Annotated in this window: 20 protein-coding genes and 1 pseudogene; 11 read left to right on the top strand and 10 right to left on the bottom strand. The window is 64.1% G+C overall.

Annotated features, from left to right (window positions below; genetic code table 11):
* A partial coding sequence (locus RTQ46_RS23790; protein ID WP_312440070.1) for a hypothetical protein occupies nt 1-309 on the top strand: 309 nt, incomplete at its 5' end.
* 145 nt (nt 310-454) lie between these two features.
* The gene (locus RTQ46_RS23795) at nt 455-787 is read left to right on the top strand and encodes a hypothetical protein (protein WP_312440071.1); all 333 of its coding nucleotides are present in this window, start codon (nt 455-457) and stop codon (nt 785-787) included.
* A 57-nt stretch (nt 788-844) separates the two neighbouring features.
* Here the strand turns inward: RTQ46_RS23795 and RTQ46_RS23800 are convergent, their stop codons facing one another.
* The 4 genes from RTQ46_RS23800 to RTQ46_RS23815 form a co-directional block, all read right to left on the bottom strand.
* On the bottom strand, nt 845-2,851 hold the full coding sequence (locus tag RTQ46_RS23800; RefSeq protein WP_312440072.1) for a tetratricopeptide repeat-containing diguanylate cyclase: 2,007 nt from the start codon (nt 2,849-2,851) through the stop codon (nt 845-847).
* A 199-nt stretch (nt 2,852-3,050) separates the two neighbouring features.
* A complete protein-coding gene (locus tag RTQ46_RS23805) occupies nt 3,051-4,862 on the bottom strand; it encodes an ABC transporter ATP-binding protein (RefSeq protein WP_312440073.1) in 1,812 nt (603 codons plus the stop codon).
* Nucleotides 4,849-6,600: an ABC transporter ATP-binding protein gene (locus RTQ46_RS23810; RefSeq protein WP_312440074.1), complete on the bottom strand. Its 1,752-nt coding sequence runs from the start codon at nt 6,598-6,600 to the stop codon at nt 4,849-4,851. Before RTQ46_RS23810 ends, RTQ46_RS23805 begins: the two co-directional genes overlap by 14 nt.
* A gap of 189 nt (nt 6,601-6,789) precedes the next feature.
* Nucleotides 6,790-7,512: a phasin family protein gene (locus tag RTQ46_RS23815; RefSeq protein ID WP_312440075.1), complete on the bottom strand. Its 723-nt coding sequence runs from the start codon at nt 7,510-7,512 to the stop codon at nt 6,790-6,792.
* A gap of 338 nt (nt 7,513-7,850) precedes the next feature.
* On the opposite strand from RTQ46_RS23815, the gene RTQ46_RS23820 reads away from it, so the two are divergent.
* From RTQ46_RS23820 to RTQ46_RS23830, 3 genes are read left to right on the top strand one after another with little or no spacing between them, the layout of a single operon-like run.
* Nucleotides 7,851-9,125, top strand: a complete 1,275-nt coding sequence (locus RTQ46_RS23820; protein ID WP_312440076.1) for an amidohydrolase family protein — start codon at nt 7,851-7,853, stop codon at nt 9,123-9,125.
* A gap of 36 nt (nt 9,126-9,161) precedes the next feature.
* Entirely contained in the window at nt 9,162-9,680 is a 519-nt protein-coding gene (locus RTQ46_RS23825; protein WP_312440077.1) for a GNAT family N-acetyltransferase, read from the top strand.
* On the top strand, nt 9,677-10,201 hold the full coding sequence (locus RTQ46_RS23830) for a GNAT family N-acetyltransferase (protein ID WP_312440078.1): 525 nt from the start codon (nt 9,677-9,679) through the stop codon (nt 10,199-10,201). Before RTQ46_RS23825 ends, RTQ46_RS23830 begins: the two co-directional genes overlap by 4 nt.
* A 14-nt stretch (nt 10,202-10,215) precedes the next feature.
* Here the strand turns inward: RTQ46_RS23830 and RTQ46_RS23835 are convergent, their stop codons facing one another.
* From RTQ46_RS23835 to RTQ46_RS23860, 6 genes are all read right to left on the bottom strand, one after another.
* A complete protein-coding gene (locus RTQ46_RS23835) occupies nt 10,216-11,463 on the bottom strand; it encodes an ROK family transcriptional regulator (protein WP_312440079.1) in 1,248 nt (415 codons plus the stop codon).
* A 111-nt stretch (nt 11,464-11,574) separates the two neighbouring features.
* Complete coding sequence (locus RTQ46_RS23840; RefSeq protein ID WP_312440080.1) at nt 11,575-14,202, bottom strand: GH32 C-terminal domain-containing protein; 2,628 nt, start codon at nt 14,200-14,202, stop codon at nt 11,575-11,577.
* Nucleotides 14,203-14,301: 99 nt separating this feature from the next.
* Nucleotides 14,302-14,757, bottom strand: a complete 456-nt coding sequence (locus RTQ46_RS23845; protein WP_312440081.1) for an RbsD/FucU domain-containing protein — start codon at nt 14,755-14,757, stop codon at nt 14,302-14,304.
* On the bottom strand, nt 14,750-15,541 hold the full coding sequence (locus tag RTQ46_RS23850; RefSeq protein WP_312440082.1) for an ATP-binding cassette domain-containing protein: 792 nt from the start codon (nt 15,539-15,541) through the stop codon (nt 14,750-14,752). The genes RTQ46_RS23845 and RTQ46_RS23850 overlap by 8 nt, the downstream gene beginning before the upstream one ends.
* 3 nt (nt 15,542-15,544) lie before the next feature.
* On the bottom strand, nt 15,545-16,504 hold the full coding sequence (locus RTQ46_RS23855; RefSeq protein ID WP_312440083.1) for an ABC transporter permease: 960 nt from the start codon (nt 16,502-16,504) through the stop codon (nt 15,545-15,547).
* A gap of 95 nt (nt 16,505-16,599) precedes the next feature.
* Nucleotides 16,600-17,592 (bottom strand): sugar ABC transporter substrate-binding protein, encoded by a 993-nt coding sequence (locus RTQ46_RS23860; protein ID WP_312440084.1) that lies wholly within the window; start codon nt 17,590-17,592, stop codon nt 16,600-16,602.
* Between the two features lie 305 nt (nt 17,593-17,897).
* On the opposite strand from RTQ46_RS23860, the gene RTQ46_RS23865 reads away from it, so the two are divergent.
* The 6 genes and pseudogenes from RTQ46_RS23865 (at nt 17,898) to RTQ46_RS23890 (ending at nt 24,088) form a co-directional block, all read left to right on the top strand.
* Nucleotides 17,898-19,160 carry a sugar ABC transporter substrate-binding protein gene (locus RTQ46_RS23865; RefSeq protein ID WP_312440085.1) on the top strand — a complete coding sequence of 421 codons (1,263 nt, stop codon included), beginning with the start codon at nt 17,898-17,900 and terminating at the stop codon, nt 19,158-19,160.
* 134 nt (nt 19,161-19,294) lie between these two features.
* Nucleotides 19,295-20,185 carry a sugar ABC transporter permease gene (locus tag RTQ46_RS23870; RefSeq protein ID WP_312440086.1) on the top strand — a complete coding sequence of 297 codons (891 nt, stop codon included), beginning with the start codon at nt 19,295-19,297 and terminating at the stop codon, nt 20,183-20,185.
* Nucleotides 20,173-21,000, top strand: a complete 828-nt coding sequence (locus RTQ46_RS23875) for a carbohydrate ABC transporter permease (protein WP_312440087.1) — start codon at nt 20,173-20,175, stop codon at nt 20,998-21,000. Before RTQ46_RS23870 ends, RTQ46_RS23875 begins: the two co-directional genes overlap by 13 nt.
* 10 nt (nt 21,001-21,010) lie before the next feature.
* Complete coding sequence (locus RTQ46_RS23880) at nt 21,011-22,051, top strand: NAD(P)-dependent alcohol dehydrogenase (protein WP_312440088.1); 1,041 nt, start codon at nt 21,011-21,013, stop codon at nt 22,049-22,051.
* A 2-nt stretch (nt 22,052-22,053) separates the two neighbouring features.
* Nucleotides 22,054-23,151 (top strand): annotated as a pseudogene (locus RTQ46_RS23885) (ABC transporter ATP-binding protein); the annotation flags it as partial.
* A 58-nt stretch (nt 23,152-23,209) separates the two neighbouring features.
* On the top strand, nt 23,210-24,088 hold the full coding sequence (locus tag RTQ46_RS23890; protein ID WP_312440089.1) for an AraC family transcriptional regulator: 879 nt from the start codon (nt 23,210-23,212) through the stop codon (nt 24,086-24,088).
* Nucleotides 24,089-24,093: the final 5 nt, after the last annotated feature.

Consider the following 24,093-nt stretch of genomic DNA (forward strand, 5'->3'; position numbering starts at 1 on the left):
AGCGGCCAGGCGTTTGATGCGGGCAAGCCCGAGCAGGCGGCCACGCGTCTGGCGGCGTATGTCAAGCGCTGGGGCGAGGATGCCGATACGATGGAACTCGATGCCCGCATCAAGGTGGCGCAGGCCAGCCGTGAACTCGATGCCGCCGATGCCTGCCTGGCCAGGCGCGATCATGCATGCGTGGAAAAGCGCCTGGTGGCTGCGGAACGCTACAAGCGGCCCGAACTGGCGGCGCGTGTGAAAGCGCTGCGCGGGTCGCTGTCGCAACTGCTGGAAAGCGCGCTGCTGGACGGCGAAACCCCGCGCTGAGCGAGCCTGCAAGGTTGAAACCATTGCTTACAAACTGCTGTCAAAATGCCGATTCTTATGTGCGTTGGCGTACGCTGGAAAAAAATCGCCGGGTGTATATTGCAGCCTGATCTGTTGATTTTAATAACAAGGAAAGGGACTGATAATGAAACCAAGCAAACACCTGATGACTCTGTGTGCCACCGGCATGATGGTGGTAGCGCTGGCCGCCTGCCAGAAAAAGGATGACATGTCGACCAAGGGACCAGCCGAGACGGCAGGCGCGCAAATCGACGCTACCGCCGCCAAGGCCGAGGCCGACATCAAGGCTGCTGCCGCGAATGCGGACGCCAAGATGGACCAGGCTGCTGCCAATACGAGCGCCAAGATGGACCAGGTCGGCGCCGACGCCAGCCAGAAAATGAACGAAGCGGCCGATGCGGTCGGCAAGAAAGTGGAACGCGCCGGCGAGAAGATGCAAGAATCGGCAAAAAACTGAGCGTCAAGCATCGATCGAGACAATGGCCGGCTTGCCGGCCATTTTTACGTGTGCTGTTCAGGCAGCCGCGCGCGGCAAGCCCTCATGCGGCCCCTGCACCACGTGCAATTCCACAAAGCCGTCGCGCCAGGCGCGCTCCAGGTCCTGCTCCACCGCTTCCAGCGTCGTGCCTTCCATGCCGTGAAAACCGCGCACGCCATACGCGCGGTTGCGTCCGTGCGCCTTGGCCAGGTACAAGGCCATGTCGACCAGGTTGACGCTGCGCTCCCATGACAGCGGCTGGCCCAGCGGCGCCAGCGGGTAGGGCGCAAAGCCGATCGAGACGTGCACACGGATGGCCTGGTCCTGGTAGCTGACGCGCTGCGCGGCCACGCCGTCGAGCACGCGCCTGGCGATATCGTCCAGGCTGCCGCGCGTGACGGCCGGCAAAAAGGCCAGGAATTCTTCGCCACCCCAGCGCACGATCATGTCCGTTTCACGCAGTACATCGTGCAGGGTGGTGGCAATGGTGGTAAGCACCAGGTCGCCGGCGGCATGGCCGTATTGATCATTGATCAGCTTGAAATGATCGACGTCGAGCAGGAACAGCGCGCCCACCATGTCGCCGTCCGCTGGCAGGCCGGCCGGCAGGGTGGGCGGCAGCGTGCCGGAATAGCGGCGCATGAATTCCTGGAAGTGGCGGCGGTTATACAGGCTGGTCAGCGGATCGCGCGAACTCTGGTGCGCCAGTTCCAGGTTTTTTTCCTTCAGCTGCACGTTGGCGTGGCGCACCTTGCGGTACAGCAGGCCGACGATGATGGCCGCCAGCGCCATCACCAGCGCCAGCAGCCACCAGACGCGCTGCTGCAGGCGGCGGTTGTCCAGTTCGGCGCTCTTGACCTGGTTTTCACGGCTCAGCAGTTCAATCTGGCGCTGTTTCTTTTCCGTCTCGTATTTTTCCTGCAGCTCGTACACGGCTTTTTGCCGCTGCTTCTGGAACAGCAGGTTGGAAATCTTGCGTTCGCGGTGATAGGCCGTTACTGCGGCTTTCATGTCGCCGGCTTTTTCCAGCGCCACGCCATATTCGAGCAGCACCGCCTGCATGTCCGGCAAGTTGTTCATCTGCTCGTAATAGGCAAGACCTGTTTCCACGCTCAGCTTGCCTTCCTCGTGGCGGCCCAGGCCGATCAGGGCCTGGCCGATATTGAGGCGCGCCGTCGCTTCCACCTGGTCGTTGCTGATGACGCGCGCGGCCTTGATGGCTTCGTTGGCATGGCGCAGCGCGCTGTGGAAGTCGCCCTGCTTCAGATAACTGTCCGACAGGTTGACCAGCGTGGGCGCGATCATGGCGCGGGCGCCCAGCTGGCGCTCCAGGGCCAGCGCTTCGAGCAGTGCGCGCTGGCCGCGGCGCGGCTGGCTGGCGTCCAGCGCCAGCCCGTATTCCGTGTTCCTGGCCTGCGCCAGGCGGCCCGGCGACTCCAGCTTGCCGGCCACCGCCAGCAATTCGCCGAGCACCTTGAAACCCTTGTCGTAGTCGCGCATCTGCGTGTGGAGCAGGGTCAGGGCGTTCAGCGCCGCCGCCAGGTCGGTCTGCGAGCTGCCCAGGCGCGCCATCTCGACGGCCGCCTGCAGCTTGCCCAGCGCCGCAGGAAAGTTGCCTTCCTCGGCCCACGACTGGCCGGCGCTGATGGTGGCCTGCACGCGCACCGGCAGGTCCTGGGTGCGGTTGGCGATCTTTTCCGCCTCGAACGCCAGCAGGTGGGAAGTGTGCGGTTCATTCAGCGCAAAGCTGATATAGGCCTTGTTGAGCACACCCTTGGCCAGCGCCACGTCGCTGTGGTGCTGATGGGCGTAGGCGATCAGGTCTTCGGCCAGCTGCAGTGCGATATCGTTCTGCCCCAGGCGCATGTGTGCGTTGCTGAGCTGGGTCATGAATTCGGCGCGCAGCGGCAGGGCCGCGCCGAGCGCTTCGGTTTCGATCTCTTTCAGGCGCTGCAGCGCGCGGTCGGGCACGAAGCGGCCGTCCTCGCGCACGGCTTCCAGGCGCTGCTGCAAATCGGAAGAAGCCTCGGCAAGCGCGGGCAACAGGCAGCCCAGCGCCAGCAGCCACTGTGCTGCGCGCCGACCGCCTTGCCATGCTGCCCACCTGTATGTACCCGCCACTGCGCTGCCCCTGCGTCTGCCCCATGCTTGCAACCGATTATATTCTGTTGCAAACAAGAAATTTCATGGCGTGTGCAGATTTTTTCCGAAGTGCACACTTCCGCTATCGACAGAGAAATGCTTACTGTGCTAATTGTTGCAGAAGATAAAGTCGCTGGTACAAGCCGCCTTCCACCTGCATCAGTTGCTCGTGCGGCCCCGCTTCCGTGATGCGGCCATGGTTGAGCACGATGATGGTGTCGGCGTCGCGGATCGTCGACAGCCTGTGCGCGATGGCGATGATGGTCACCTTGCCGCGCAATTCGTTCAGCGCCAGCTGCACGATCTGCTCGGTCTGGCTGTCGATACGCGAAGTCGCCTCGTCGAGCAGCAAAATGCGCGGCTGGCCGGCCAGTGCGCGGGCAATCGCGATCAGCTGCTTCTGGCCTGACGACAGACGCGAGCCGCCTTCGCCCAGCGGCGTATCGTAGCCATGTTCGAGCGCGGCGATAAAGTCATGCGCATGCGCGGCGCGCGCGGCCGCCTCGATCTGCGCCTGCGTATAGCCGCGGCCCATGTCGATATTTTCACGCGCGGAGGCGGCCAGCAGGAACGGGTCCTGCGGCACCAGCCCCACGTCGGCGCGGAACTGCTCGTTGTCGATGCCGTCCAGGGGCATGCCGTTGATGGCGATGCGCCCCTGCGCCACGGGATAAAAACGCAGCAGCAGCGACAGCAGCGTCGACTTGCCGCTGCCGGTATGGCCGACGATGCCGAAGAACGCCCCTTGCGGGATGGTGAGCGACAGATCGTGCAGCACCGGCTGGTTCTCGACATATGCAAACGTCAGGTGCTCGATGGCCACCGCCGGCGTGCCGGCAGGGACTGCACTATCGCGCGTGCTGCCGGCCGCCTTGCCCGGCGCATGTTCGAGCGCCTGGGACTCGTCCAGCAGGGCCGAGACGCGCGCGGTGGCCACCACCGACTGCTGCAGCTGGCTGAACTGCATGGTGATCTGGATCAGCGGCTCGATCACGCGCGCGATATAGCTGATGAACGCATACAGCACGCCCACTTCGACGGCGCCCATTTCGCGCCGGCCGAAGCTGAAAATCACCACCGCCAGCAGCACGATATTGAGCATGTCGAGCGCCGGGCGCAGCAGCCAGGCATTGGCGCGCAGCTCATGCATGCGTGCCGTGTAGTGCTCTTCGTTGATGCCCTTGAAGCGCTGGCCGAAGCGGCGCTCGGCATTGTTCGCCTGCAGCACGCTCATGCCGCCGATCGATTCGGCTACCTGGCCGTTGATCTCGCTGCGCAGCGCGCGCGCGCGCGTGACGGCCGGCGCGCTCCAGCGCTGGTACAGAAACACGATCACCAGCACGGCCGGCAGCAGCGCCAGCACGATCAGCATCAATCGCCAGTCGAGGAAGGCCATGGCGGCCATGGTGCCGATCAGCACGATCGAGCTGTCGAGGATCACGAACAGCACCTGCACGTACAGCGACTTGACCGCTTCGGTATCGTTGGTGACGCGGCTGACCAGCTGGCCCGTGATGGCGCGGTCGAAGAACGCCATCGGCAGGCGCAACACGTGCTGGTAAACGGTTTCGCGCAGGCGCTGCACCGAGCGCATGGCCAGCCCGGACAAGCGCACCAGTTGCAGGTAGCGCAGGCCGGAAGCGACCCAGCCCGTCAGCAGGCAGCCGCCCAGCAGCAGCGACATGCGCGTCCAGTCCAGATTGCGCGGCAGCAGATGCTGGTCGATCAGCGCCTTGCCCAGGATCGGCCCCGTCACTTCCAGCGCGGCGGCGATAATCAGCCAGAAGGTGGCCCAGTACAGGTGGCGCAGGTCGGGTGCGGCGGCGCGGCGCAGCAGGGCGATCGCCTGCCGCGCCTGGCGGCGCACGGTGTGTTCGGTGCTATCCGCTTGCGCGGTGTCAGTTGGCGTCAAGGCTGGCCTCCAGTTGTTGATAACGCCACTGGCTGGCGTACCAGCCATCGAGTTGCAGCAGTTGTTCGTGGTTGCCCGCTTCCGTGATGCGGCCATCGCGCAGTACCACGATCTGGTCGGCGTTGACGACGGCGCTCAGGCGGTGGCTGGCGATAATGGCGCTGCGCTCGGGACGGCGCTGGCGCAGCTGTTCCAGGTGCTGCAGGATGCGCGTCTCGGTGCCCGTATCGACAGCCGACAGCGCATCATCGAGCAGCAGCAGGCCGTTGTCGGCCAGCAGGGCCCTGGCAATTGCCACGCGCTGGCGCTGGCCGCCGGACAGGGTAATGCCTTTTTCGCCCACATGGGTTTCATAGCCATCGGGGAACTGCAGGATATCGGCGTGGATATCGGCCAGCTGCGCCGCCTGTTCCACTTCCGCGCGGGTGGCGCCGGGGCGGGCCAGCGCGATATTGTCGGCGATCGTGGCGGAAAATAAAAACGACTCCTGCGGCACCCAGCTGATCGCCGCGCGCAGCGCATGCAGGGTGTATGCGTCCAGCGGCTGGCCGCTCCAGGTGGCGCTGCCGCCTTGTGGCGTGACCTGGCGCAGCAGCACGCGCAGCAGGGTCGACTTGCCGCTGCCGGTCGGGCCGACCAGCCCCACGGTCTGGCCCGGTGCCAAACGCAGGGTAATATCGGCCAGCGCCGGCGTGGACTGCCCGGCATAGGCGTAGCCGACATGTTCCAGCGTGAGCGGCCCGGGCGCGACTTCGGCAATGCTGCCATGGTCATCGATGGCCAGCGGCGCGTCCAGCATCGGCTGCAGGCGCTGCCAGGCGGCGCGGCCCCGTTCGATCAGGGACAGCACCCAGCCGGCGGCAAACATCGGCCAGATCAGTTGGCCCAGGTACATGGAAAAGCTGGTCAGCGCGCCGATCGTCAGCTGGTCGTGCCACACCAGGTAGCCGCCCAGGCCCAGCGTCAGCGCGGTGGCGGCCGTCAGCGTCAGGCCGACGGCCGGCTCGTACGCCGCTTCCCAGCGCTGCGCCGTCAGGCTGGCATCGGCCGCGTGGCCGGCCAGGGTGGAAAACTGCGCGCTGCTGCGCTGTTCCAGGCCCAGCGCGCGCAGGGTACGCACGCCCGACACGGATTCCTGCACATGGTCGTTCAGCGCCGAAAAGCGTTTCAGCGAATCGGTCGAAGCCGTATGGATATGGCTGGAAATGCGCCAGAAGGCCAAGCCCATCAGCGGAAACGGCAGCAGGGCGATGCAGGCCAGGCGCCAGTCCACGCCCAGCAGCATGATGCCCAGCACCATCAACAGGGTGAGGGTGCCGTCAAAGCCGGCCAGCATCGCTTCGCCGGCCGCCATTTCGATCGCGTCGATATCATTGGTGGCCAGCGCCATCAGGTCGCCCGTGCGCTGGCCCTGGTAGAACGAGGCGCCCTGCTGCGACATGCGCGTATAGAAGCGCGTGCGCAGCATCACGCCCAGCTGGTAGGCAGCCTTGAACAGCGTGATGCGCCAGCCGACGCGCAGGAAATAGATGGCGACGCCGACGGCGAGCAGGGTCAGCAGCTCGATCCATAACTGTGATGCGCTCATCCGGTGGGCCGCCAGCGCATCGATGATGGCGCCGACGCGGCGCGGAATCCAGACGGTCAGGGCGGCCACGCCGGTGAGCATGACGGCGGCGGTGGCGTAGGCCGGCCAATGCTGGCGCACGAAGCCGGCGATAAGCCTCGATAAACTCATGGTTACCTTGTAGTGTTTGTTAGCGGGGTGTCGCGGGGCGGACGGAAGGGGCGCGCGGACGAAAAGTACGCACAGGATACAACAAGGCGGGAAAAGGCGCTGCTCACGCCAGCAAGGCAAGCGTGTGGAAAGCGCGCAAAAAACGGGCCGCAGCCCGTTGTGGTTCAGTGCGGCGGAACTGCCGCCGGCTTATTTGCGCTTGCCGCGCGAAGCCGGCTTGCCCACGGCCTTGCTGGCGGTGCTGGGGCCGTTTTGCTTGCTGGCCGGGGAGGCCTTGACTGCGGCCTGCACGACCGGCTTGATGTCAGCTTCGAGCTCGACCGGCGCCGAGGCGGCGATCGGCAAGGTGGCGGCCAATGGCAGCGGTGCCGGTGCTGCGGGCTCTGGTTCGGCGACGGGCGCCAGCGTGGCGGCGGCGGCAGGCGCGGCCGGTTCGGGCTCGGGCTCTGGCTCTGGCTCAGGGGCAGAGGCGGCAGCGGCAGCAGGTGCAGCAGGTGCAGCGGCAGGAACGTCGACGATGGCTTCCACCTGGACCGGCGCGCTGGCCGCTTGGGCTGCTGGTGCCGCCGCCGGTGCGCCGGCATCGAGCCTGGCCTTGGCCGCAGCCAGCAGTTCGGCCTGCGTGCTGGACGCAATACCGAACAGCTGGCGGCTATACGCGAGTATGCTTTCGATAGCAGGCTGGGCCTGGCTGGTGCTGTAAGTGAGGAAGTCGCGCGCGTCCTGCGTGGCCAGCAACTGCTGCGCCGTCTCGGTGCTCCTGGCCAGGGCTGCCTTGCCGGTGTCGAGGTTCAGGGCGATGATCCTGTCGGTGCTGTCGAATACTTTATTGCTCAGCGCATGAAAGATGTCCAGCTGCGATTCCCATTGCGATTTGGCCGCATCGGAAAGTTGTTGTGGAAGCGGAAACATGTTTACTCCTTGGTGCGGATTAAAATGCTGGCAAAACGCTTGCCGCGATACCTGTCCTGGCCGCGTTTTGTGGAAATATCAGTCGTGTCAGCGTCATTGACAAGTATTTTGATGCAACGCAATATGAATATTCTAGCGGCGAATCGTGTTGGTTGAAAGCTATTTCGAATCGTGCTGTGCTCGTGCAGCCGCCGGATTTCTTGGCCGATTGCTTTTTGCAGCGTATTTGTGACGGCGCAAAATGCTTGTTGTAACGTTATGTTCCAGATGCAGTTTTACTTTATATTCGTGCAGTGCAACATTTTTATCTCCGCTTCGACTCTCTTGCCAGGAAAACCATGGACCTTGTCATTCGCAACGCCAGCTTGCCCGATGGGCGCCAGTCCATCGATATCGCCATAGCCCAGGGCCGCATTGCCGCCGTCGGCCATTCCTTGCCGGTGCAGGGCGCGCGGGAGATCGACGCCGAAGGCGACCTGGTCACGCCGCCGTTTGTCGACGCCCACTTCCATATGGACGCCACGCTCAGCTATGGCCTGCCGCGCGTCAACGCGTCCGGCACCTTGCTGGAAGGAATCGCCCTGTGGGGCGAGCTGAAACCGGACCTGACCCAGCAGGCGCTGGTCGAGCGTGCGCTGCAGTACTGCGACTGGGCCGTGGCGCGCGGCCTGCTGGCCATCCGCACGCACGTCGATATCTGCGATCCGCGCCTGCTGGCGGTCGAAGCGCTGCTCGACGTCAAGCGCCAGGTCGCGCCGTATCTCGATTTGCAGTTGGTGGCGTTTCCGCAGGACGGCATCCTGCGCAGCGCGGGCGCGTTCGACAACCTGAAACGCGCGATTGCCATGGGCGTCGATGTGGTGGGCGGCATCCCGCATTTCGAGCGCACCATGGCGGACGGCGCCGAGTCCGTGCGCCTGCTGTGCGAGTTCGCCTGCGAGCAGGGACTGATGGTCGACATGCATTGCGACGAATCGGACGATCCCATGTCGCGCCATATCGAAACGCTGGCGTTTCATGCACAGCGTCTGGGCATGCAGGGCAGGGTGACCGGTTCGCACCTGACCTCCATGCATTCGATGGACAATTATTATGTCAGCAAGCTGCTGCCTTTGATCCGCGAGGCGGGCGTGGCGGCGATTGCCAACCCGCTCATCAACATCACCCTGCAGGGGCGGCACGATACCTATCCGAAACGGCGCGGCATGACGCGCGTGCCCGAAATGCTGGCCGCCGGCATCCCGGTCGCGTTCGGCCACGACTGCGTGATGGATCCGTGGTACAGCCTGGGTTCGGGCGACATGCTGGAAGTGGCGCACATGGGCCTGCACGTGGCGCAGATGACGGGGCAGCAGGCGATGCACGACTGCTTCCTGGCCGTCACCGAAACGCCGGCCGCCATCCTGGGCCTGGACGGCTACGGCATCGCCCCCGGTTGCCACGCCGACCTGGTGATCCTCGATTGCGGCTCCACCGTGGAAGCCTTGCGCCTGCGCGCGGCGCGCCGGCTGGTGCTGCGCCGTGGCCGGGTGGTCAGCGAGTCGCCGCGCGCCGGCGCCCGCCTGCAGCTGCCGGGCCGCCCAGATAGCGTCAACTTCCGCCTGGGTCGCTGATACAATCGTCCATCACTCGCCCTGGGGAGCATTATCTTGAAAGAAATCGACATCCGTCCGGCCACCAAAGCTGACTTCGAGGCCATGTGGAGCATTTTCCACACGCTGGTGGCCAACGGCGACAGCTATCCCTTCGACGCCGATACCACGCGTGAAACCTGCCACGACTACTGGTTCGGTCAAGGCGTGCAGAGCTTTGTCGCCGCCATGGGCGACGAGCGCCTGCTGGGCATGTACAAGCTGATCCCGAACCAGGTGGGCCACGGCGCCCATGTGGCCAATGCCTCGTTCATGGTCGACCCGGCTGCGCAGGGCGTCGGCGTGGGCCGCATGCTGGGCGTGCACTGCCTGCACGAGGCGCGCCGCGCCGGCTACCTGGCGATGCAGTTCAACTTTGTCGTCAGCACCAACCTGGCCGCCGTCACCCTGTGGAAAAAGCTCGGTTTCACGGTGGTGGGCACCTTGCCGATGGCGTACCGCCATGCGCAGCTCGGCTATGTCGACGCGTATGTGATGCACCAGCTGCTCAGCGATCCGATGCAGTGGCCCGAATGAGCCACAGCGTGACGGTGATCGAGACGCCGCGTTTGCGCCTGCGTACCGCCAGCGTCGGCGATGCACTGTTCTTCCTGCAGCTGGTCAATGAACCGACCTGGCTGGCCACCATCGGCGACCGCAATATCCACACCCTGGGCGCGGCGCGCGCGGCGCTGGAAACGGGGCCCATCGCGCAGCAGAAGGAGCTGGGCTACTCCTTCTATATCGTCGACCACCGCGCTGACAATGTCCCGATCGGCATGTGCGGCCTGATCAAGCGCGCCACCATGCCGGCGCCCGATATCGGCTACGCGCTGCTGCCCGCTTACTGTGGCCAGGGCCTGGCGTGGGAAGCTGCGTCCGGCGTGCTGCGCCACGCGCGCGACGTGCTGGACCTGCCTGCGGTGTATGGCCTGGTGTCGCCGCAGAACCAGCCGTCGATCAATCTGATCAACAAGCTCGGTCTGCGCTTCGAACGTTTTTCGCGCCAGCCCATCGTTGGCAAGGATATCAATATCTATCGCCGGAGTTTTTTTTAGGCGCGTCAGAACCTTTACTTGAGGAACAGGTCGCGGTCCGGCGCGAAATGCGCATACAGGGGCAGGAAGGCGCCGCCGACGGCGCGCGCGTCGGAGCCGACGGTGCCGCCGAGCACCTGTGGTCGGGCGATGCCCTCCCAGCTATAGCATTCCAGCGCGCGCTCGACCTGGGCCAGCAACTGATCGAGCAGGCCGCGGTCGAAGGAGCCGTCGATAATCACCCCTTCCAGGTCGAGCAGGCAGGTGGCGCTGTTGATGCTCAGCGCAATGGCCCGCGCCGCGTCGTCGAGCCAGGCTGCGGTGTGCGTGACGAACGGTTCCTGCAGCGCGCGCCCGTCGTGGGCGGCCGCCGGGTCCAGCCCGGCCAGGGTGAACAATTGCTCGAGATTGAACAGAGAGGCGTCGCCCAGCAACTGGCCCGGCGGGTTTTTTGCGCCGGCCGTGGCCATGCCGAGCGGCAACGAGCCGACCGCGCCGGCGTTGCCGTGCAGGCCGCCGTGCAAATGGCTGTTGATGACCAGGCCGCCGCCGATGAAGATGTCGACGAATACGTACAAGAAATTCTTGATGCTGCGCCCGCGCCCGAGCACCAGTTCGGCGACGCAGGCGGCGGACGTGTCTTTGGCGAACTCGACCGGCAATGCCGTCATCGCCTGCACGCGCTGGCGGATATCGATGCGGTCCCACTCGTTGGCTTGCTCTGGCGCCATCTCGAGCAGATTCTGCCAGCCGCCCAGGCCCAGCGGCGCGGCGATGCCGATGCCGCACAGGCGCGGCAGCAACTTCGGTCCCAGCAGCCCGGCCATGCTGTGCAGCGCCGACTCGATCTGGCCGAACACGGTGTCGGCGACGGGAAAGGGATAGGGCCACGACAGGCGCTCGCGCGTCTTGCCGACAAAATCGACCAGCAATACGTCGAGGCTGCGCCGGCCGATCTTGATGCCGATCGAGAAGGCGCCGTCCGGATTGAGCATGATCGGCACCGACGGCTGGCCGACCTTGCCGCGCACCGGCGCGCGCTTGCTGACCAGGCCCTCCTCAAGCAGGCGGTTGATGATCAGGGAAACCGTTTGCGTGCTCAGGTTGGTCAGCCGGGCCAGGTCGGCCTTCGGCATGCTGCCGTGCAAGCGCACCGCCTGCAACACCACCCGCTCGTTGAACTGGCTCATGCCCATCTGGTTCGAGCCGCGCGGCTGCAGCCATGGCGCATCGTCGATGGCCGCTTGCGGCGCGCACGCTTCTTCGGTAAAGCTGTCTGACATGGTGGGGCGGGTCCGATTTCTACAGGCGTAAAAGAAGGACATTTTATTACAGATCCGACGCCCCGCCTGTCCCCGGCTTGGAGCTCCCGATGACTGGAGCTCCCGTGCACGTTAGTGGTTGGCCCAGATCGACTTCAACGGCCATATTGTCAGCTCTTTCAGGGTTGCCGCGCCGCCCACGGCGAACAGCGCGACACCATTGCTGGACGGTTGCGGAAAGATCTGGTCGGTCAACACCACCTCGTTGCCCGCAAAGACCATCACCGACGAGGTATCGACCACGATGCGCAGGTCCACTGTGCCGGTGCGCAGCGGCAGCGGGGCGGTATGGCGGGCGGCAAAGCTGGCGTTGAAGCTGGCGTCGCCCGATTTGCTGCGGTCGAGGTAGACCTCGCCGGCCACCGCGTCATAGCCGATGACGGTTTCTTCGCCATTCGTGCCGGTGCGCACCTTCAGGCCAAAACCGCTGGCACCGCCGGGCTGGAACCTGGCCACGATGTCCAGCGCCTGGCCCGGGGCGGGCGCGATATCGAGCTTTTGCACGCCGGCTGACACCGTACGGTCCTTGGCGCTGTAGAGCGCCTTGTTGCGCAGTGTGCTGAAGTTGTCCACCGGCTGCTGCACCAGCCGCACCTGGCCGCCGATCGTGCGCAGCGTGAATTCCCGGGCGAAGGTTTGCGCGCTGCGCCATGGGGTGGTGGGCGTGTTGCCGGCGTAGTCCCAGTTGCTCATCCAGCCCAGACCGATGCGCTTGCCATCGGGTATGCCGTTCCAGGTCACGGCGGCATAAAAGTCGGCGCCGTAGTCGAGCCAGTTGGCTTCTTCCTTGGCACTGTCCGAAAAGACGATATGGTCGACCAGGATATGGCCCCAGCCGCCGGTGTTCTTGTCCACCACCTGGATCTGTGCGCTCCTGCCCCGGTAGGCGTCCACGTTCCAGTTGCGCCAGTTCAGGGTTTCGGCATTGGCCCCGGTCTCGCTCTTGACCACCTGGCCGTCAACCAGCAGGTTGACCGTCGTTTCATAGCTGACGGGCTTGGCCGGTTGGTCCGATGCCTCGAACACGTCGGCAACGATGTGTCCCCAGGCGCCGTCGTTGTCGTCGATGATGACGATCTGGGCCTGCTGTCCGGCGAACTCGCGCACATCCCAGTTTGTCCAGTTCAGTTCGGAGTCCGCCCCGGTGGCGCTGCGCACCACCTTGCCGTTAATCTTGAGCACCACCGCCGTGGGATTGGGACTGCTGTAGGGATGGTTGCCGCCGCCGACAAGGAAGTTGATATAGGCCCTGGAGATGGTGAAGGTGGGCGACGTCAGGCTGCCCTTGGACACGTCACCGGCCCCGATGAGGGAATTGAACACACCCGCGCCGAGCTTGCCGGCTGCCGCCTGCCGGTCGGCGTCGCTGCCGGCGGCAACCTTTTGCCCCACCACGTCGCCGGCGGGCGTCCAGCCCAGGTCGGCGTAGGTGGCATTGGCCGGGCCTTCAAAACCGGCGCCCGGAAACAGCAAGGCTCCCGCAGGGACCGTGCCGTCGCCCGCATCGGGCACGCGCGGATGGCGCCCGCCGCCGACCATCAGATTGATGTACTTGCTGGTGACGGTAAAGGCGGGCGAAGTGAGCGTGCCCATGGCCGCGTCGTCCTTGCCCAGCCGGTAGGTGTCGAGCAACTGGCGGCCCTGGTTGTCGGCCACGCCATGCGAGGGGATTACGGGCGGCTTGCCGACAAAGTCGCCCGTCGAGGTCCAGCCGGTGGCATCGAAGCTGGCCGCTTCGAAGTCCTGGTAGACGGTGCCCGCAGGGGGCTTCTTGTCGATCACGCTGTTGGCGTCGGCTACAAACTGCTTGCCGTCGAATTGCCCCACAAAATAATGCGCCCCTGAACCGCCAGCCACCGAGCCGGGATTGATGTTGATGTTCATCACCCATTTACGTTTGCTGGCGTCGCCATCGACGGGCAGCTCGAACAGGTCGGGACATTCCCAGATGCCGCCGACCGCGTTGGCCGGGCCAAAGGCGCTCATGTAGGTCCACTCGCGCAGGTTCTTGGACGAGAACAGCAGCGCCTGGTGCCGCTCCGAGGCCACGGCCACCATGACCCATTTTTGCTCCGGTGCATACCAGAATACCTTGGGGTCGCGGAAATTTTGCCCCTCGTTTTCAAACGGCGCCGGTGGCACGGGAATCACCGGGTTGGCTGCGTACTGGGTCCAGGTGCGTCCCCGGTCCAGGCTGTAGGCGATCGACTGGGCCTGGGCATTGGGGGCGAGCACCTGGCCGTTGGCCAGGGTTTTTCCTTGCGGGTACACGCTGGTGTAGACGGCCACCATGGCAGGCTTGCCGGCGCTGCCAAGGCCGCTGGTATTGTTGGTGTCCACCACCACGCTGCCGGAGAAGAACATCTGCGTGAGCTTGCCGCCAGCGTCTTTTTCGGCCGACAGGGCGACGGGCAGCTCGTTCCAGTGCAGCAGGTCGGTGCTGACGGCATGGCCCCAGGACATGTCGCCCCAGGTATTGCCGTTCGGGTTGTACTGGTAGAACAGGTGGTATTCGCCATCGTGGTAGACCAGTCCGTTGGGATCGTTCAGCCAGTTTTTGGCGGCGGTGTACGAGAGCTGGGGGCGATAGGTTTCCAGGTACTTGGACTGGGGCGCTTCGCTGTCGCTGTTGTTGCCGCTGCTGCAGCCCACCAGCAGGGTGGCAAGACAGGAGGCGAGAACCGGAAGGTGGTACGACATGATGTCTCCTTTATATTTGTATTTTATTCTGGCGTGCACATCCCCGCGCCAATACTGCCAGGTGCGTCCGAATCGGGGGATGTGTTTCTTGCAGGTTGCTCAGCGTGCCAGCGGATCGCTGATCACCCCCTTCTTGAACAGGAAATTGGCGTACGGTTGCATTTCGCCGGTCTGCACGATGGCGTAGGCGCCTTTGACGCGTTCATAGAAGGCGAAGCGCTCGACGGCCTCGCATTGCGCCGGCGTGGCGGCGCCGGTGGCGGCGATCTGCTCGAGCATGGTGCGCTGCAGCGCCGACAGATAGCCGTCGGCGGTGTTGCATACCTTCATGAAGGAGACCGGCTGGTCGACCATGGCGTCGAGCGGAAACACCGACAGCAGCGCCGCGCTGGCGCGCTGCAGGTCGATGCCGGGCAGGCGCACCAGCGGCTTGCCCTGGCCCAAAGTCTGGCTGGTGAAGTTGGCGTCGACCAGCACGATTTCCTCGCCATGCCCCATTTCGCACAGGATCTTCAGCAATTCCGGGCTGAGCAGCGGATCGATTCCCTTAAGCATGGGCTTCCTCCGGAAATTCCGCAGCGCTCTTCGCGCCCGTCATCACGGCCACGGTGTCGGACATGCTGATATGTTTCGGGTCGAGCACGGCGACGCGTTTGCCCAGGCGCTGCACGTGGATGCGATCGGCGATTTCGAACACATGCGGCATGTTGTGGCTGATCAAGATCACCGGCAGGCCGCGGTCGCGCACATTGCGTATCAGTTCCAATACCATATTGCCTTCCTTTACGCCGAGCGCGGCGGTTGGTTCGTCGAGGATCACGACGTGCTTGGCAAACGCCGTGCTGCGTGCCACGGCCACGCCCTGGCGCTGGCCGCCCGACAGGGTGCCGACGGCTTGCTTCATCGAACGGATGCCGATTTTCAGATCGCGCATATGGGCTTCCGCCTCGGCCAGCATGCTCTTCTTGTCGATCAGGCGCAGCAACCTCGACAGCATGCCTTTGCGCAGCAGTTCGCGGCCGAGGAACAGGTTCTCGGCGATCGTCATGGCCGGCGCCACCGCCAGGTCCTGGTACACGGTTTCGATCCCATAGCGGCGGGCGTCGATCGGCGACTTGAGATGGATCGGCTTGCCGTCGAGCAGCATCTCGCCCTCATCAGGTACCAGGGCGCCCGACAGGGCCTTGATCAGCGAGGACTTGCCGGCGCCGTTGTCGCCGATTACGGCGAGTATCTCGCCTGGCAGCAAATCAAAATCGGTGCCGTCCAGGGCGGTCACGCTGCCGTAGCGCTTGACCAGGCCGCGGGCCTGGAATACCGGCTGCACATGATTTTTCATGAATCAACCCTTCTTGTGTGTCAGTTGATCGGTGGCCACGGCCAGGATGACCAGGATGCCCGTCACCAGGATCTGGTACACCGAGGACACGCCCATCAAGGTCAGGCCGTTGCGGAACACGCCGACGATCAGCACGCCGACCAGCGTGCCCATGATCGAGCCGCGCCCGCCGAACAGGCTGGTGCCGCCGAGCACGACCGCGGTGATGCTGTCGAGGTTGTCGGTCTGGCCGCCCTGCGGGTCGCCCACGCCCATGCGCGCCACCGACATCAGCGCGGCGATGCCGTAGCACATCCCGGCGATCATGTAGACGCCCAGCAAAACTTTATTGGTGGCGATGCCGGTCAGGCGCGCGGCCTCCGGATTGTTGCCGACGGCGTAGAGGTGGCGGCCTGGCGCGGTCTCGCGCAGGTACAGCCAGGTCAGCACGTACATTGCCAGCATCAGCACGGTGCCGTAGGTGAAGGTGGCCTGGCCAAGCTGGAAGGTGTTGCCGAAAAAACCCATCGCTTCCGGCAGGCCGGTGACGGTCTGGGCCTGCGAGTACAACTGCGTGACGGCGAAGGCGATGTTCATCGTGCCCAGCGTGACGATAAACGCCGGCAGCTTGATCGAGGTGACCAGCGCGCCGTTGATGAAGCCGATCAGCACGGTAATGGCGATGCCGCACCCTATCGCGAGATAGGGATTCATGCCGAGGTCGACGGCGAATTTGGTCATGATGACCGAACCCAGCGCCATCGCCATGCCGCACGACAGGTCGATGCCGGCGGTCAGGATGATCAGGGTCTGGCCGATGGCGATGATGCCGACGACCATGACTTGCTGCAAAATCAGGGAAAAATTCTGGCTGCTGAGGAAGCGGTCGCTCTGCGACGCGAAGAATGCGCAGGCGGCGAGCAGGGCAATGACCGGGCCCAGTTTCGAGAGCGGCGGCATAAAGGTCGGGACGGTGGAACTCATCTGTTATCCATATTCAAAAGGGGAAAAGGAGACGCGCAGGCGGCCGTGCGCCGGCAAGGCAGGCAGCCTTGCCGAACGCGGCCGCCGGCGTGGGCTTATTTACCCCAGCAGGCGTTCAGGCCGAACGCCGTGTCGCGGCTCGCGACGCCCGGCTGCTGCTTGTCGCTGATCAGGGTGACGCCGGTGTCGACGTAGCCGCTGGCCTTCTTCCCGTTTTTGGCGTACTCGACGCCGGCCTCGACGCCCAGACCCGCCATGTTCAGCGGGTACTGCTGCGAGGTCGCCGCGATGACGCCTGCCTTGACGTCGCGCACGCCGGCGCAGCCGCCGTCGACCGACACGATCATCACGTTCTTTTCCTTGCCCAGGGCCTTGAGCGCCTTGTAGGCACCGGCGGCGGCCGGCTCGTTGATGGTGTACACCAGGTTGATGTCGGGATTTTTCTGCAGGCAGTTTTCCATCGCCGTCTGGCCCTTGCCCTGGTCGCCGAAGCTGTCGGCCATGCATACCACGTCGGCGGTTTTTGCCGGCTCGACCGTCTTGGCGCTGATGCCCGGCGCGCCGTAACCGGCCAGGAAACCGTTGTGGCGGGCAATCCCCACCGGATGGCCCGGGAACAAGTCCAGCATGGCGATCTTGGCGGGCTTGCCGGCGAAGGCCGCCTTGGCGTATTGGCCGATCAGCAAGCCGGCCTTGTAGTTGTCGGTGGCGAACAGCGCGTCGGTCGCTTCCTGCGGCTCGGTCGGGCTGTCGAGGGCAATCACCAGCACGCCGGCGGCGCGCGCCTTCTTGATGGCCGGCACGATGGCTTTCGAGTCGCTCGGGGTGATCATGATCGCCTTGGCACCGGCGGCCACCATGTTTTCAATCGCCGTGACCTGGCCGGCGTTGTCGCCGTCGGCGCGTCCGGCCGCCGTCAACAGCTTGGCGCCCTTCAGTTTTGCGCGTTGCTGCGCGCCTTCTTTCATCTTCACGAAGAAGGGGTTGGTATCGGTCTTGGTGATCAGGCCGACGATCGGTTCATCGGCCATGGCGGCGCCGCCGGTTGCAGTCAGGATAGCCAGTGCGATGCATTGTTTGACGTTCATTGTGTTGTCTCCAGAATCTATTTATTTTTTACCGGCAGGGCGTATGCCTTGGCCTGGGGGTAGCCGCGAAACGCGGTAACCCGAGCCAAATATACGCTTGCCTAATTAATAAATCAAGCGGCTTTATATATTGTTCTGGCCGAAAAATATCAGCATGGGGCGGCCGGCATGGCGGCCGCCCGGCTGAAAAATAGTATTTGAAAATTCGCCGCTTTTGCAGTGGTGGCGGGCAGTCTTTGTTTTTATAGTGGTTCTACCGGTGGAAAACCGCCGGACTATAAAAATGGAGACGTGTTATGAAAATCATGACTGCTATCGCATGGGGCACCCTCATGTCCGCCGGCTTTGCCGACGCCTCGGCGCAAGGCTGCAAGGTGCCGGTACTCAAGGTACTGGCGCAGAAAAGCCTGGGCCTCACCGTGATGGAAAAGACCCTGGCCGATTATGAAAAGACCAGCGGCACCAAGGTACAAATCAGCTATTTCGGCGAAAACGACCGCCGCTCCAAGGCCAGGCTCGACGCATCCACCAGGGCCGGCTCCTACCAGATTTATTATATCGACGAAGCCAACGTGGCCGAATTTGCCACCGCCGGCTGGGTCGTGCCGCTGCTGAAGTATCTGCCGAAGGAGGCCGACTACGACGACTTCCTGCCGGGGCGGCGCGCCGTTGCCTCGTACAACGGCGTGGCCTATTTCGCGCCGCTGATCGGCGGCAGCGACTTCCTGTTCTACCGCCGCGACCTGCTGGAAAAGGCCGGCATTGCCGTGCCGAAAACGCTGGACGAACTGGTGGCAGCCGTGAAAAAAATGCATAGCCCACCGAACGTCTACGGCTGGGCCGCGCGCGGCCAGCGCGGTTCGGGCATGAATGTGTGGCGCTGGGCGCCGTTCATGCTGGCGGCTGGCGGCAAGTGGGAAAACAACGGCGTGCCGAGCTTCAATTCGCCGCAGGCCGTGAAAGCCACCTCCCTGTACCGCGACCTGTTCAAGTATGCGCCGCCCGGTGGCGCCACGTATGACTGGAGCAATGCGCTCGAAGCATTCAGGTCGGGCAAGGTGGCCTTCATGATCGAATCGACGCCGTTTGCCGACTGGATGGAAGACCCGAAAAAATCGTCGGTAGTCGACAAGGTCGGCTATGTGCGTCCGCCGTCGCCGCTGGCGTCGGCCGCGTATGGCCACGGCCTGGCCATTTCCACCTCGGGCGCGAAAGACGAATGCACGCGCCAGGCAGCCGGCAAATTCATCGCCTTTGCCACCGGCAAGGAGCAGGAACAGGCGCGCCTGAAGGACAACGTCTTCAGCGACTACAACCGCACCAGCACCATCAACAGCGATTACTTCCGCAAGCACGTCAAACCGCAGATCCAGGCCGGCCTGACCGACACCACGCCGGTCTCGCGCGTCACCATCTGGCCCAGCCCCGAATGGCCGGACATTGGCGACAACCTGGGCGTGGTGCTGGAAGAGGTATTTACCGGCACGCGCGGCGATGTGCAAAGCGCGCTCGATGAGGCGAACGAGTATGCGACCGAGGTGGTGGCGCGGGCCAAAAAACGCAAGTAAGGCGATAACGTTATTCCACCCAACGGCGAAAGAGCTGGCGTCAGTCGCTTCGCGATCGGAGTACGCCCACCGGGGCGCATTCCCCCGCCAGGTCTGCCCCCTGATTTACGCTAACGTGCCTGAAAGCTTGTCTTATGCCGCACTCCATCCAAAAAAAGCGCCACACCTGGCTGCCGGCCGTCTTCCTGACGCTGCCGCTGCTGGTCCTCGTGGTGCTGGGCCTGGTGCCCACCATTGCCGCCATCAACCTGGCCCTGCAAAACCGCGTGCTGCGCTACAGCGACAGCGACTATGTGGGGCTGGCCAATTTCATTCGCCTGTTCGGCGACCGCCGCTTCCTGAACGCGGTGCAGGTTTCAGCCGTGTGGGAGGTGGTCACCGTGGCCGGCTCGCTGATCGTTGGCGTGCTGCTGGCCGTGTTCCTGTTCGAGAAGATCAAGGGCCGCACGCGTGACGTGATCGCCTTGCTGCTGATCGTACCGGTGCTGCTGCCGCGCGTGTCGGCCGCGTTTATCTGGAAGTTCATGTATTCGCCGCTGATGGGCATCCTCAACTGGCTGCTGGAATGCGTGGGCCTCGGTGGCACGGCGCTGCTGTCCGATCCGGCCACGGCGCTGCATGCGGTGGCGCTGGTCGATATCTGGCAGTGGGGGCTGTTTTTCGGCGCCGTGATCTTGAAACTGCTCGAAACGCTGCCGCCCGAACCGCTGGAAGCGGCCCGCCTCGATTACGCCGGCACCTTGCAGGTGTATGCGCATATCGCGCTGCCCATGCTCAAGGTGCCGATCATGAGCCTGGTGTTCATCAAGATGGTCGAGTCGCTGCGCTCGTTCGACCTGATCTACGTGATGACCAAGGGCGGCCCCGGCATCGCCACCGAAACGCTGGACATGTACGCATATGCACAGGGCATTGGCCTGATGGGCAAGATCTCGTACGCGTCGAGCATGGCCGTGCTGATGATGCTCGCCACCACCATCATCTTTACCCTGCTCTGGAAACGGGTCGCCAAATGGGAAAACTGACGCTCAAGCGCGGCGCGGACCGCGTCGCCACCACCGCGATCACCACCGCCATCGTGCTGGTGGCGCTGTTTCCCATCCTGTGGGCCGTGCTCAACTCCTTCAAGGAGCTGATGGACATCGTCACGCCAGTGCCGCGCTTTGTCTTCAGCCCGACCCTGGCCAACTACCGGCATGTGCTGGCCAGTCCCGAGGTACTCACGGGCCTGGGCAACAGCGTGGCCATCGTCGGCATCGCGGTGCTTGCCGGCGCCGTGCTGGGCGTGCCGGCCGCGTATGCGATCGCCCGCTATCCGGTGCCGGCCAAGAAGGATATCCAGTTCTTCCTGCTCTCCTTGCGCTTTTTGCCGCCGGTGGCCGTGGCGATTCCGCTGATCTCGATCTGGATCGACCTCGGCCTGTACGACTCGCGATTGTCGATGGTGGTGACCTATCTGCTGGTGACCCTGTCGACCATTATCTGGCTGTCAATCCCTGCGTTTGCGCGCATCCCGAAAGAGATCGAGGAGGCGGCCGCGCTCGATGGCTATGGCCCTTACCAGGTGTTCTGGAAAGTGGCACTGCCAGTGGCGTCGAAAACCCTGATGGGCGGCATCGTTTTCAGCTTCGTGCTGGTCTGGAACGAACTGATGATCGCGCTGGCGCTGACCTCGTCCAAGAGCGTCACCTTGCCGGTGATCGCCTCGGCATTTACGTCGATGGGCCAGGAAGTGCCGTGGGGTGTGGTCAATGCCTCCACCGTGCTGCTGGCGCTGCCGCCGCTGCTGTTCGTCGGCATCCTGGGCCGGCTGCTCAACTCCATGCTCAAACACAAATAAAGGAAGCATCATGCAAGCTCTCGTACTGGAACAGGCGCACACCATCACCTTGCGCGACATCGATATCGCGCTCGCCGTCGGCCCGCGCGACGTAAAAATCAAGATCCACACGGTCGGCATCTGCGGCAGTGACGTGCACTACTTCAAGCATGGCCGGATCGGCCCGTTCGCGGTCGAAGCGCCGATGGTGCTGGGCCACGAGGCGTCGGGCGTGGTGGACGAAGTGGGCGCGGAAGTGACGCACCTGAAAGTGGGCGACCGCGTCTGCATGGAGCCGGGCGTGCCGCAGTTCGATTCGCCCGCCACCATGCGCGGCCTGTACAACCTCGACCCTGCCGTACGCTTCTGGGCCACGCCGCCGATCCACGGTTGCCTGACGCCGTACGTGGTGCATCCGGCCGCGTTTACGTTCAGGCTGCCCGACAACGTCAGCTTCGGCGAAGGCGCCATTGTCGAGCCACTGGCGATCGGCCTGCAGGCGGCGAAAAAAGCGGCCATCAAACCGGGCGACGTGGCGGTGGTAGTTGGCGCCGGCACCATCGGCGCGATGACTGCGCTGGCGGCACTGGCAGGGGGCTGCTCGCGCGTGATCCTGGCCGACCTGGTGCCGGAAAAGCTGGCGCTATTTGCCGGCAATCCGGCCGTCACCACGGTCGACGTACGCCAGGTGAATCTGGCGGACACCGTGCGCGACCTGACTGACGGCTGGGGCGCCGATATCGTGTTCGAGGCCAGCGGCAGCATGCGCGCCTACGACCATATCGTCGACCTGCTGTGCCCCAACGGCTGCCTGGTGCTGGTCGGCATGCCGCCCGATAAAGTCCCGTTCGATATCGTCGCGATCCAGGCCAAGGAGGTGCGCATCGAATCCGTATTCCGCTACGCGAACATTTTCCCGCGCGCGATCGCCTTGCTTGCCTCGGGCAAGATCGACGTGAAACCGTTCATCTCGCGTACCTTCGGCTTTGCCGATGGCGTACAGGCGTTCGAGGAAGCGGCCCAGGGCCACCCGCAGGACGTCAAGATTCAGATCGAACTGGCCGGAGACTGAACATGGCAAATATCGCCTGCAGGCAGCTGTACAAGACCTATGACCAGAAGACGGCCGTGCTGCAGCCATTCGACCTGGACATCGACGACGGCGAATTCATCGTCCTGCTCGGGCCTTCAGGCTGCGGCAAGTCGACCTTGCTGCGCATGATCGCCGGGCTGGAAGACATCAGCGGCGGCGAGCTGCACATAGCAGGCGCCGTCGTCAACGACTTGCCGGCGCGTGCGCGCAATGTGGCGATGGTATTCCAGAACTACGCGCTGTATCCGCACATGACGGTGTACGACAATATCGCCTTTGGCCTGCGCCGGCTGAAGGTGCCGGACGATGAAATCGAGCGCCGCGTGCGCGAGGTGGCGGCCATCCTCAGCCTCGACAGCCTGCTCGAGCGCAAGCCGCGCGCCATGTCGGGCGGCCAGCAGCAGCGCACGGCAATTGCGCGCGCCATGATCAAGACGCCGCAGGTGTTCCTGTTCGACGAGCCGCTGTCGAACCTGGACGCCAAGCTGCGCGCGCAGCTGCGCGCCGACATCAAGCGCCTGCACCGGCGCCTGCGCACCACCACTTTGTACGTGACGCACGACCAGCTCGAAGCGATGACGCTGGCCGACCGCGTGGTGCTGATGAAGGGCGGCCATATCGAGCAGATCGGCACGCCAGCGGAACTCTACAACCATCCGCGCACCCTGTTTGCGGCCGGCTTTATCGGCACGCCAGCGATGAATTTCATCGATGGCGTGATCGAGCAGGAGGGCGCCCAGCCGGTGCTGGCCTGCGCCGGCTACCGCTGGCCCCTGGCGTCGCCACGCTTTGCCGCGCTGGTGGCCGGCACCAAGGTGGTATTCGGCCTGCGCCCGAACCACCTGCGCAGCGCTACCGCCCAGGACCGGGAGGAGGGCAGCGCCAGCCATGGCCTGGCGTGCACCATCGACCTGGTGGAATTGCTGGGGGCGGAAGCGCTGACCAGTTTCCAGTGCGGCGAGCTGACTTTGTCGGCACTGCTGCCGGCCAATGCCGCCAACAGCGTGGCGCAAATCGGACAGTCGCTGGCGCTGGCGTTTGACGAAGAACATATCCACCTGTTCGACGCCGAAAACGGCTTGGCGCTGGCGCCAAACCGTTAGAATATCGCCATCGAGACCGTGCAGGGGAAATGCCGTGACGCCAGACCTGGAAGTGATCCATAAACCGCTCTACGAGTCGTTCCGTGCGTGGGCGCACGGCTTTCCGCATACGGTGGCGAAATGGCATTTTCATCCCGAGTATGAACTGCACTTCATTATCACCTCGACCGGCAAGTTCTTTATCGGCGACCATATCGGCAGCTATGGCCCGGGCAACCTGATCCTGACGGGCCCGAACCTGCCGCACAACTGGGTCAGCGAGCTGCCCGAAGGCGTGGTGCTGCCCGAGCGCGACCTGGTGCTGCAGTTTTCCAGCGATTTCATCGAGCGCTGCATCCTGCTGTTTCCCGAGCTGGCGCCACTGAAGTCGCTGATGGGCGAAGCGTCGCGCGGGCTGCAGTTTCCCGATTCGCTGGGCCTGCGCCTGGTGCCGCTGATGCAGGAACTGACCACGGCGCAGGGGCTGCGCCGGGTGGAGCTGTTTGCGCGCCTGTTCGGCACCCTGTGCGCATGCCGCGAACGGCGCCAGCTGGCCAGCGTCACCTACATGGCGCAGGCGGGGCGCTACATGTCGTCCACCATCAACCAGGTGCTGGCATATATCAAGCAGAACATCACGCTCGACTTTTGCGAGCAGGATGTGGCGGACGTGGCCGAGATGAACACGCTCAAGTTCACGCGCTTCTTTCGCAAGCACACGGGCACCTCGTTCATCCAGTACGTGAACCAGGAACGCATCGCGCTGGCGTGCGAACTGCTGATGAACACGGATCTGAAGGTGACCGATATCTGCTACCGCACGGGCTTCAACAATCTCTCCAATTTCAACCGCCAGTTTTTGGCGCACAAGCAGATGTCGCCGTCGAAGTTCCGCTCCTGCCTGTTGATGAACATGGCCGAGCCGTCAGCCTGACGGCC

This window comes from Janthinobacterium sp. (assembly GCF_031995485.1).
GTDB lineage: Bacteria > Pseudomonadota > Gammaproteobacteria > Burkholderiales > Burkholderiaceae_D > Janthinobacterium.

What these genes read in the sequence shown, in the direction of transcription:
- RTQ46_RS23815 (WP_312440075.1), bottom strand. Translation starts at nt 7,512, where the DNA reads ATGTTTCCGCTTCCACAACAACTTTCCGATGCGGCCAAATCGCAATGG.
- RTQ46_RS23830 (WP_312440078.1), top strand. Translation starts at nt 9,677, where the DNA reads ATGAGCCACAGCGTGACGGTGATCGAGACGCCGCGTTTGCGCCTGCGT.
- RTQ46_RS23860 (WP_312440084.1), bottom strand. Translation starts at nt 17,592, where the DNA reads ATGAACGTCAAACAATGCATCGCACTGGCTATCCTGACTGCAACCGGC.
- RTQ46_RS23855 (WP_312440083.1), bottom strand. Translation starts at nt 16,504, where the DNA reads ATGAGTTCCACCGTCCCGACCTTTATGCCGCCGCTCTCGAAACTGGGC.
- RTQ46_RS23850 (WP_312440082.1), bottom strand. Translation starts at nt 15,541, where the DNA reads ATGAAAAATCATGTGCAGCCGGTATTCCAGGCCCGCGGCCTGGTCAAG.
- RTQ46_RS23870 (WP_312440086.1), top strand. Translation starts at nt 19,295, where the DNA reads ATGCCGCACTCCATCCAAAAAAAGCGCCACACCTGGCTGCCGGCCGTC.
- RTQ46_RS23795 (WP_312440071.1), top strand. Translation starts at nt 455, where the DNA reads ATGAAACCAAGCAAACACCTGATGACTCTGTGTGCCACCGGCATGATG.
- RTQ46_RS23880 (WP_312440088.1), top strand. Translation starts at nt 21,011, where the DNA reads ATGCAAGCTCTCGTACTGGAACAGGCGCACACCATCACCTTGCGCGAC.
- RTQ46_RS23810 (WP_312440074.1), bottom strand. Translation starts at nt 6,600, where the DNA reads ATGAGTTTATCGAGGCTTATCGCCGGCTTCGTGCGCCAGCATTGGCCG.
- RTQ46_RS23875 (WP_312440087.1), top strand. Translation starts at nt 20,173, where the DNA reads ATGGGAAAACTGACGCTCAAGCGCGGCGCGGACCGCGTCGCCACCACC.
- RTQ46_RS23820 (WP_312440076.1), top strand. Translation starts at nt 7,851, where the DNA reads ATGGACCTTGTCATTCGCAACGCCAGCTTGCCCGATGGGCGCCAGTCC.
- RTQ46_RS23845 (WP_312440081.1), bottom strand. Translation starts at nt 14,757, where the DNA reads ATGCTTAAGGGAATCGATCCGCTGCTCAGCCCGGAATTGCTGAAGATC.
- RTQ46_RS23835 (WP_312440079.1), bottom strand. Translation starts at nt 11,463, where the DNA reads ATGTCAGACAGCTTTACCGAAGAAGCGTGCGCGCCGCAAGCGGCCATC.
- RTQ46_RS23865 (WP_312440085.1), top strand. Translation starts at nt 17,898, where the DNA reads ATGACTGCTATCGCATGGGGCACCCTCATGTCCGCCGGCTTTGCCGAC.
- RTQ46_RS23840 (WP_312440080.1), bottom strand. Translation starts at nt 14,202, where the DNA reads ATGTCGTACCACCTTCCGGTTCTCGCCTCCTGTCTTGCCACCCTGCTG.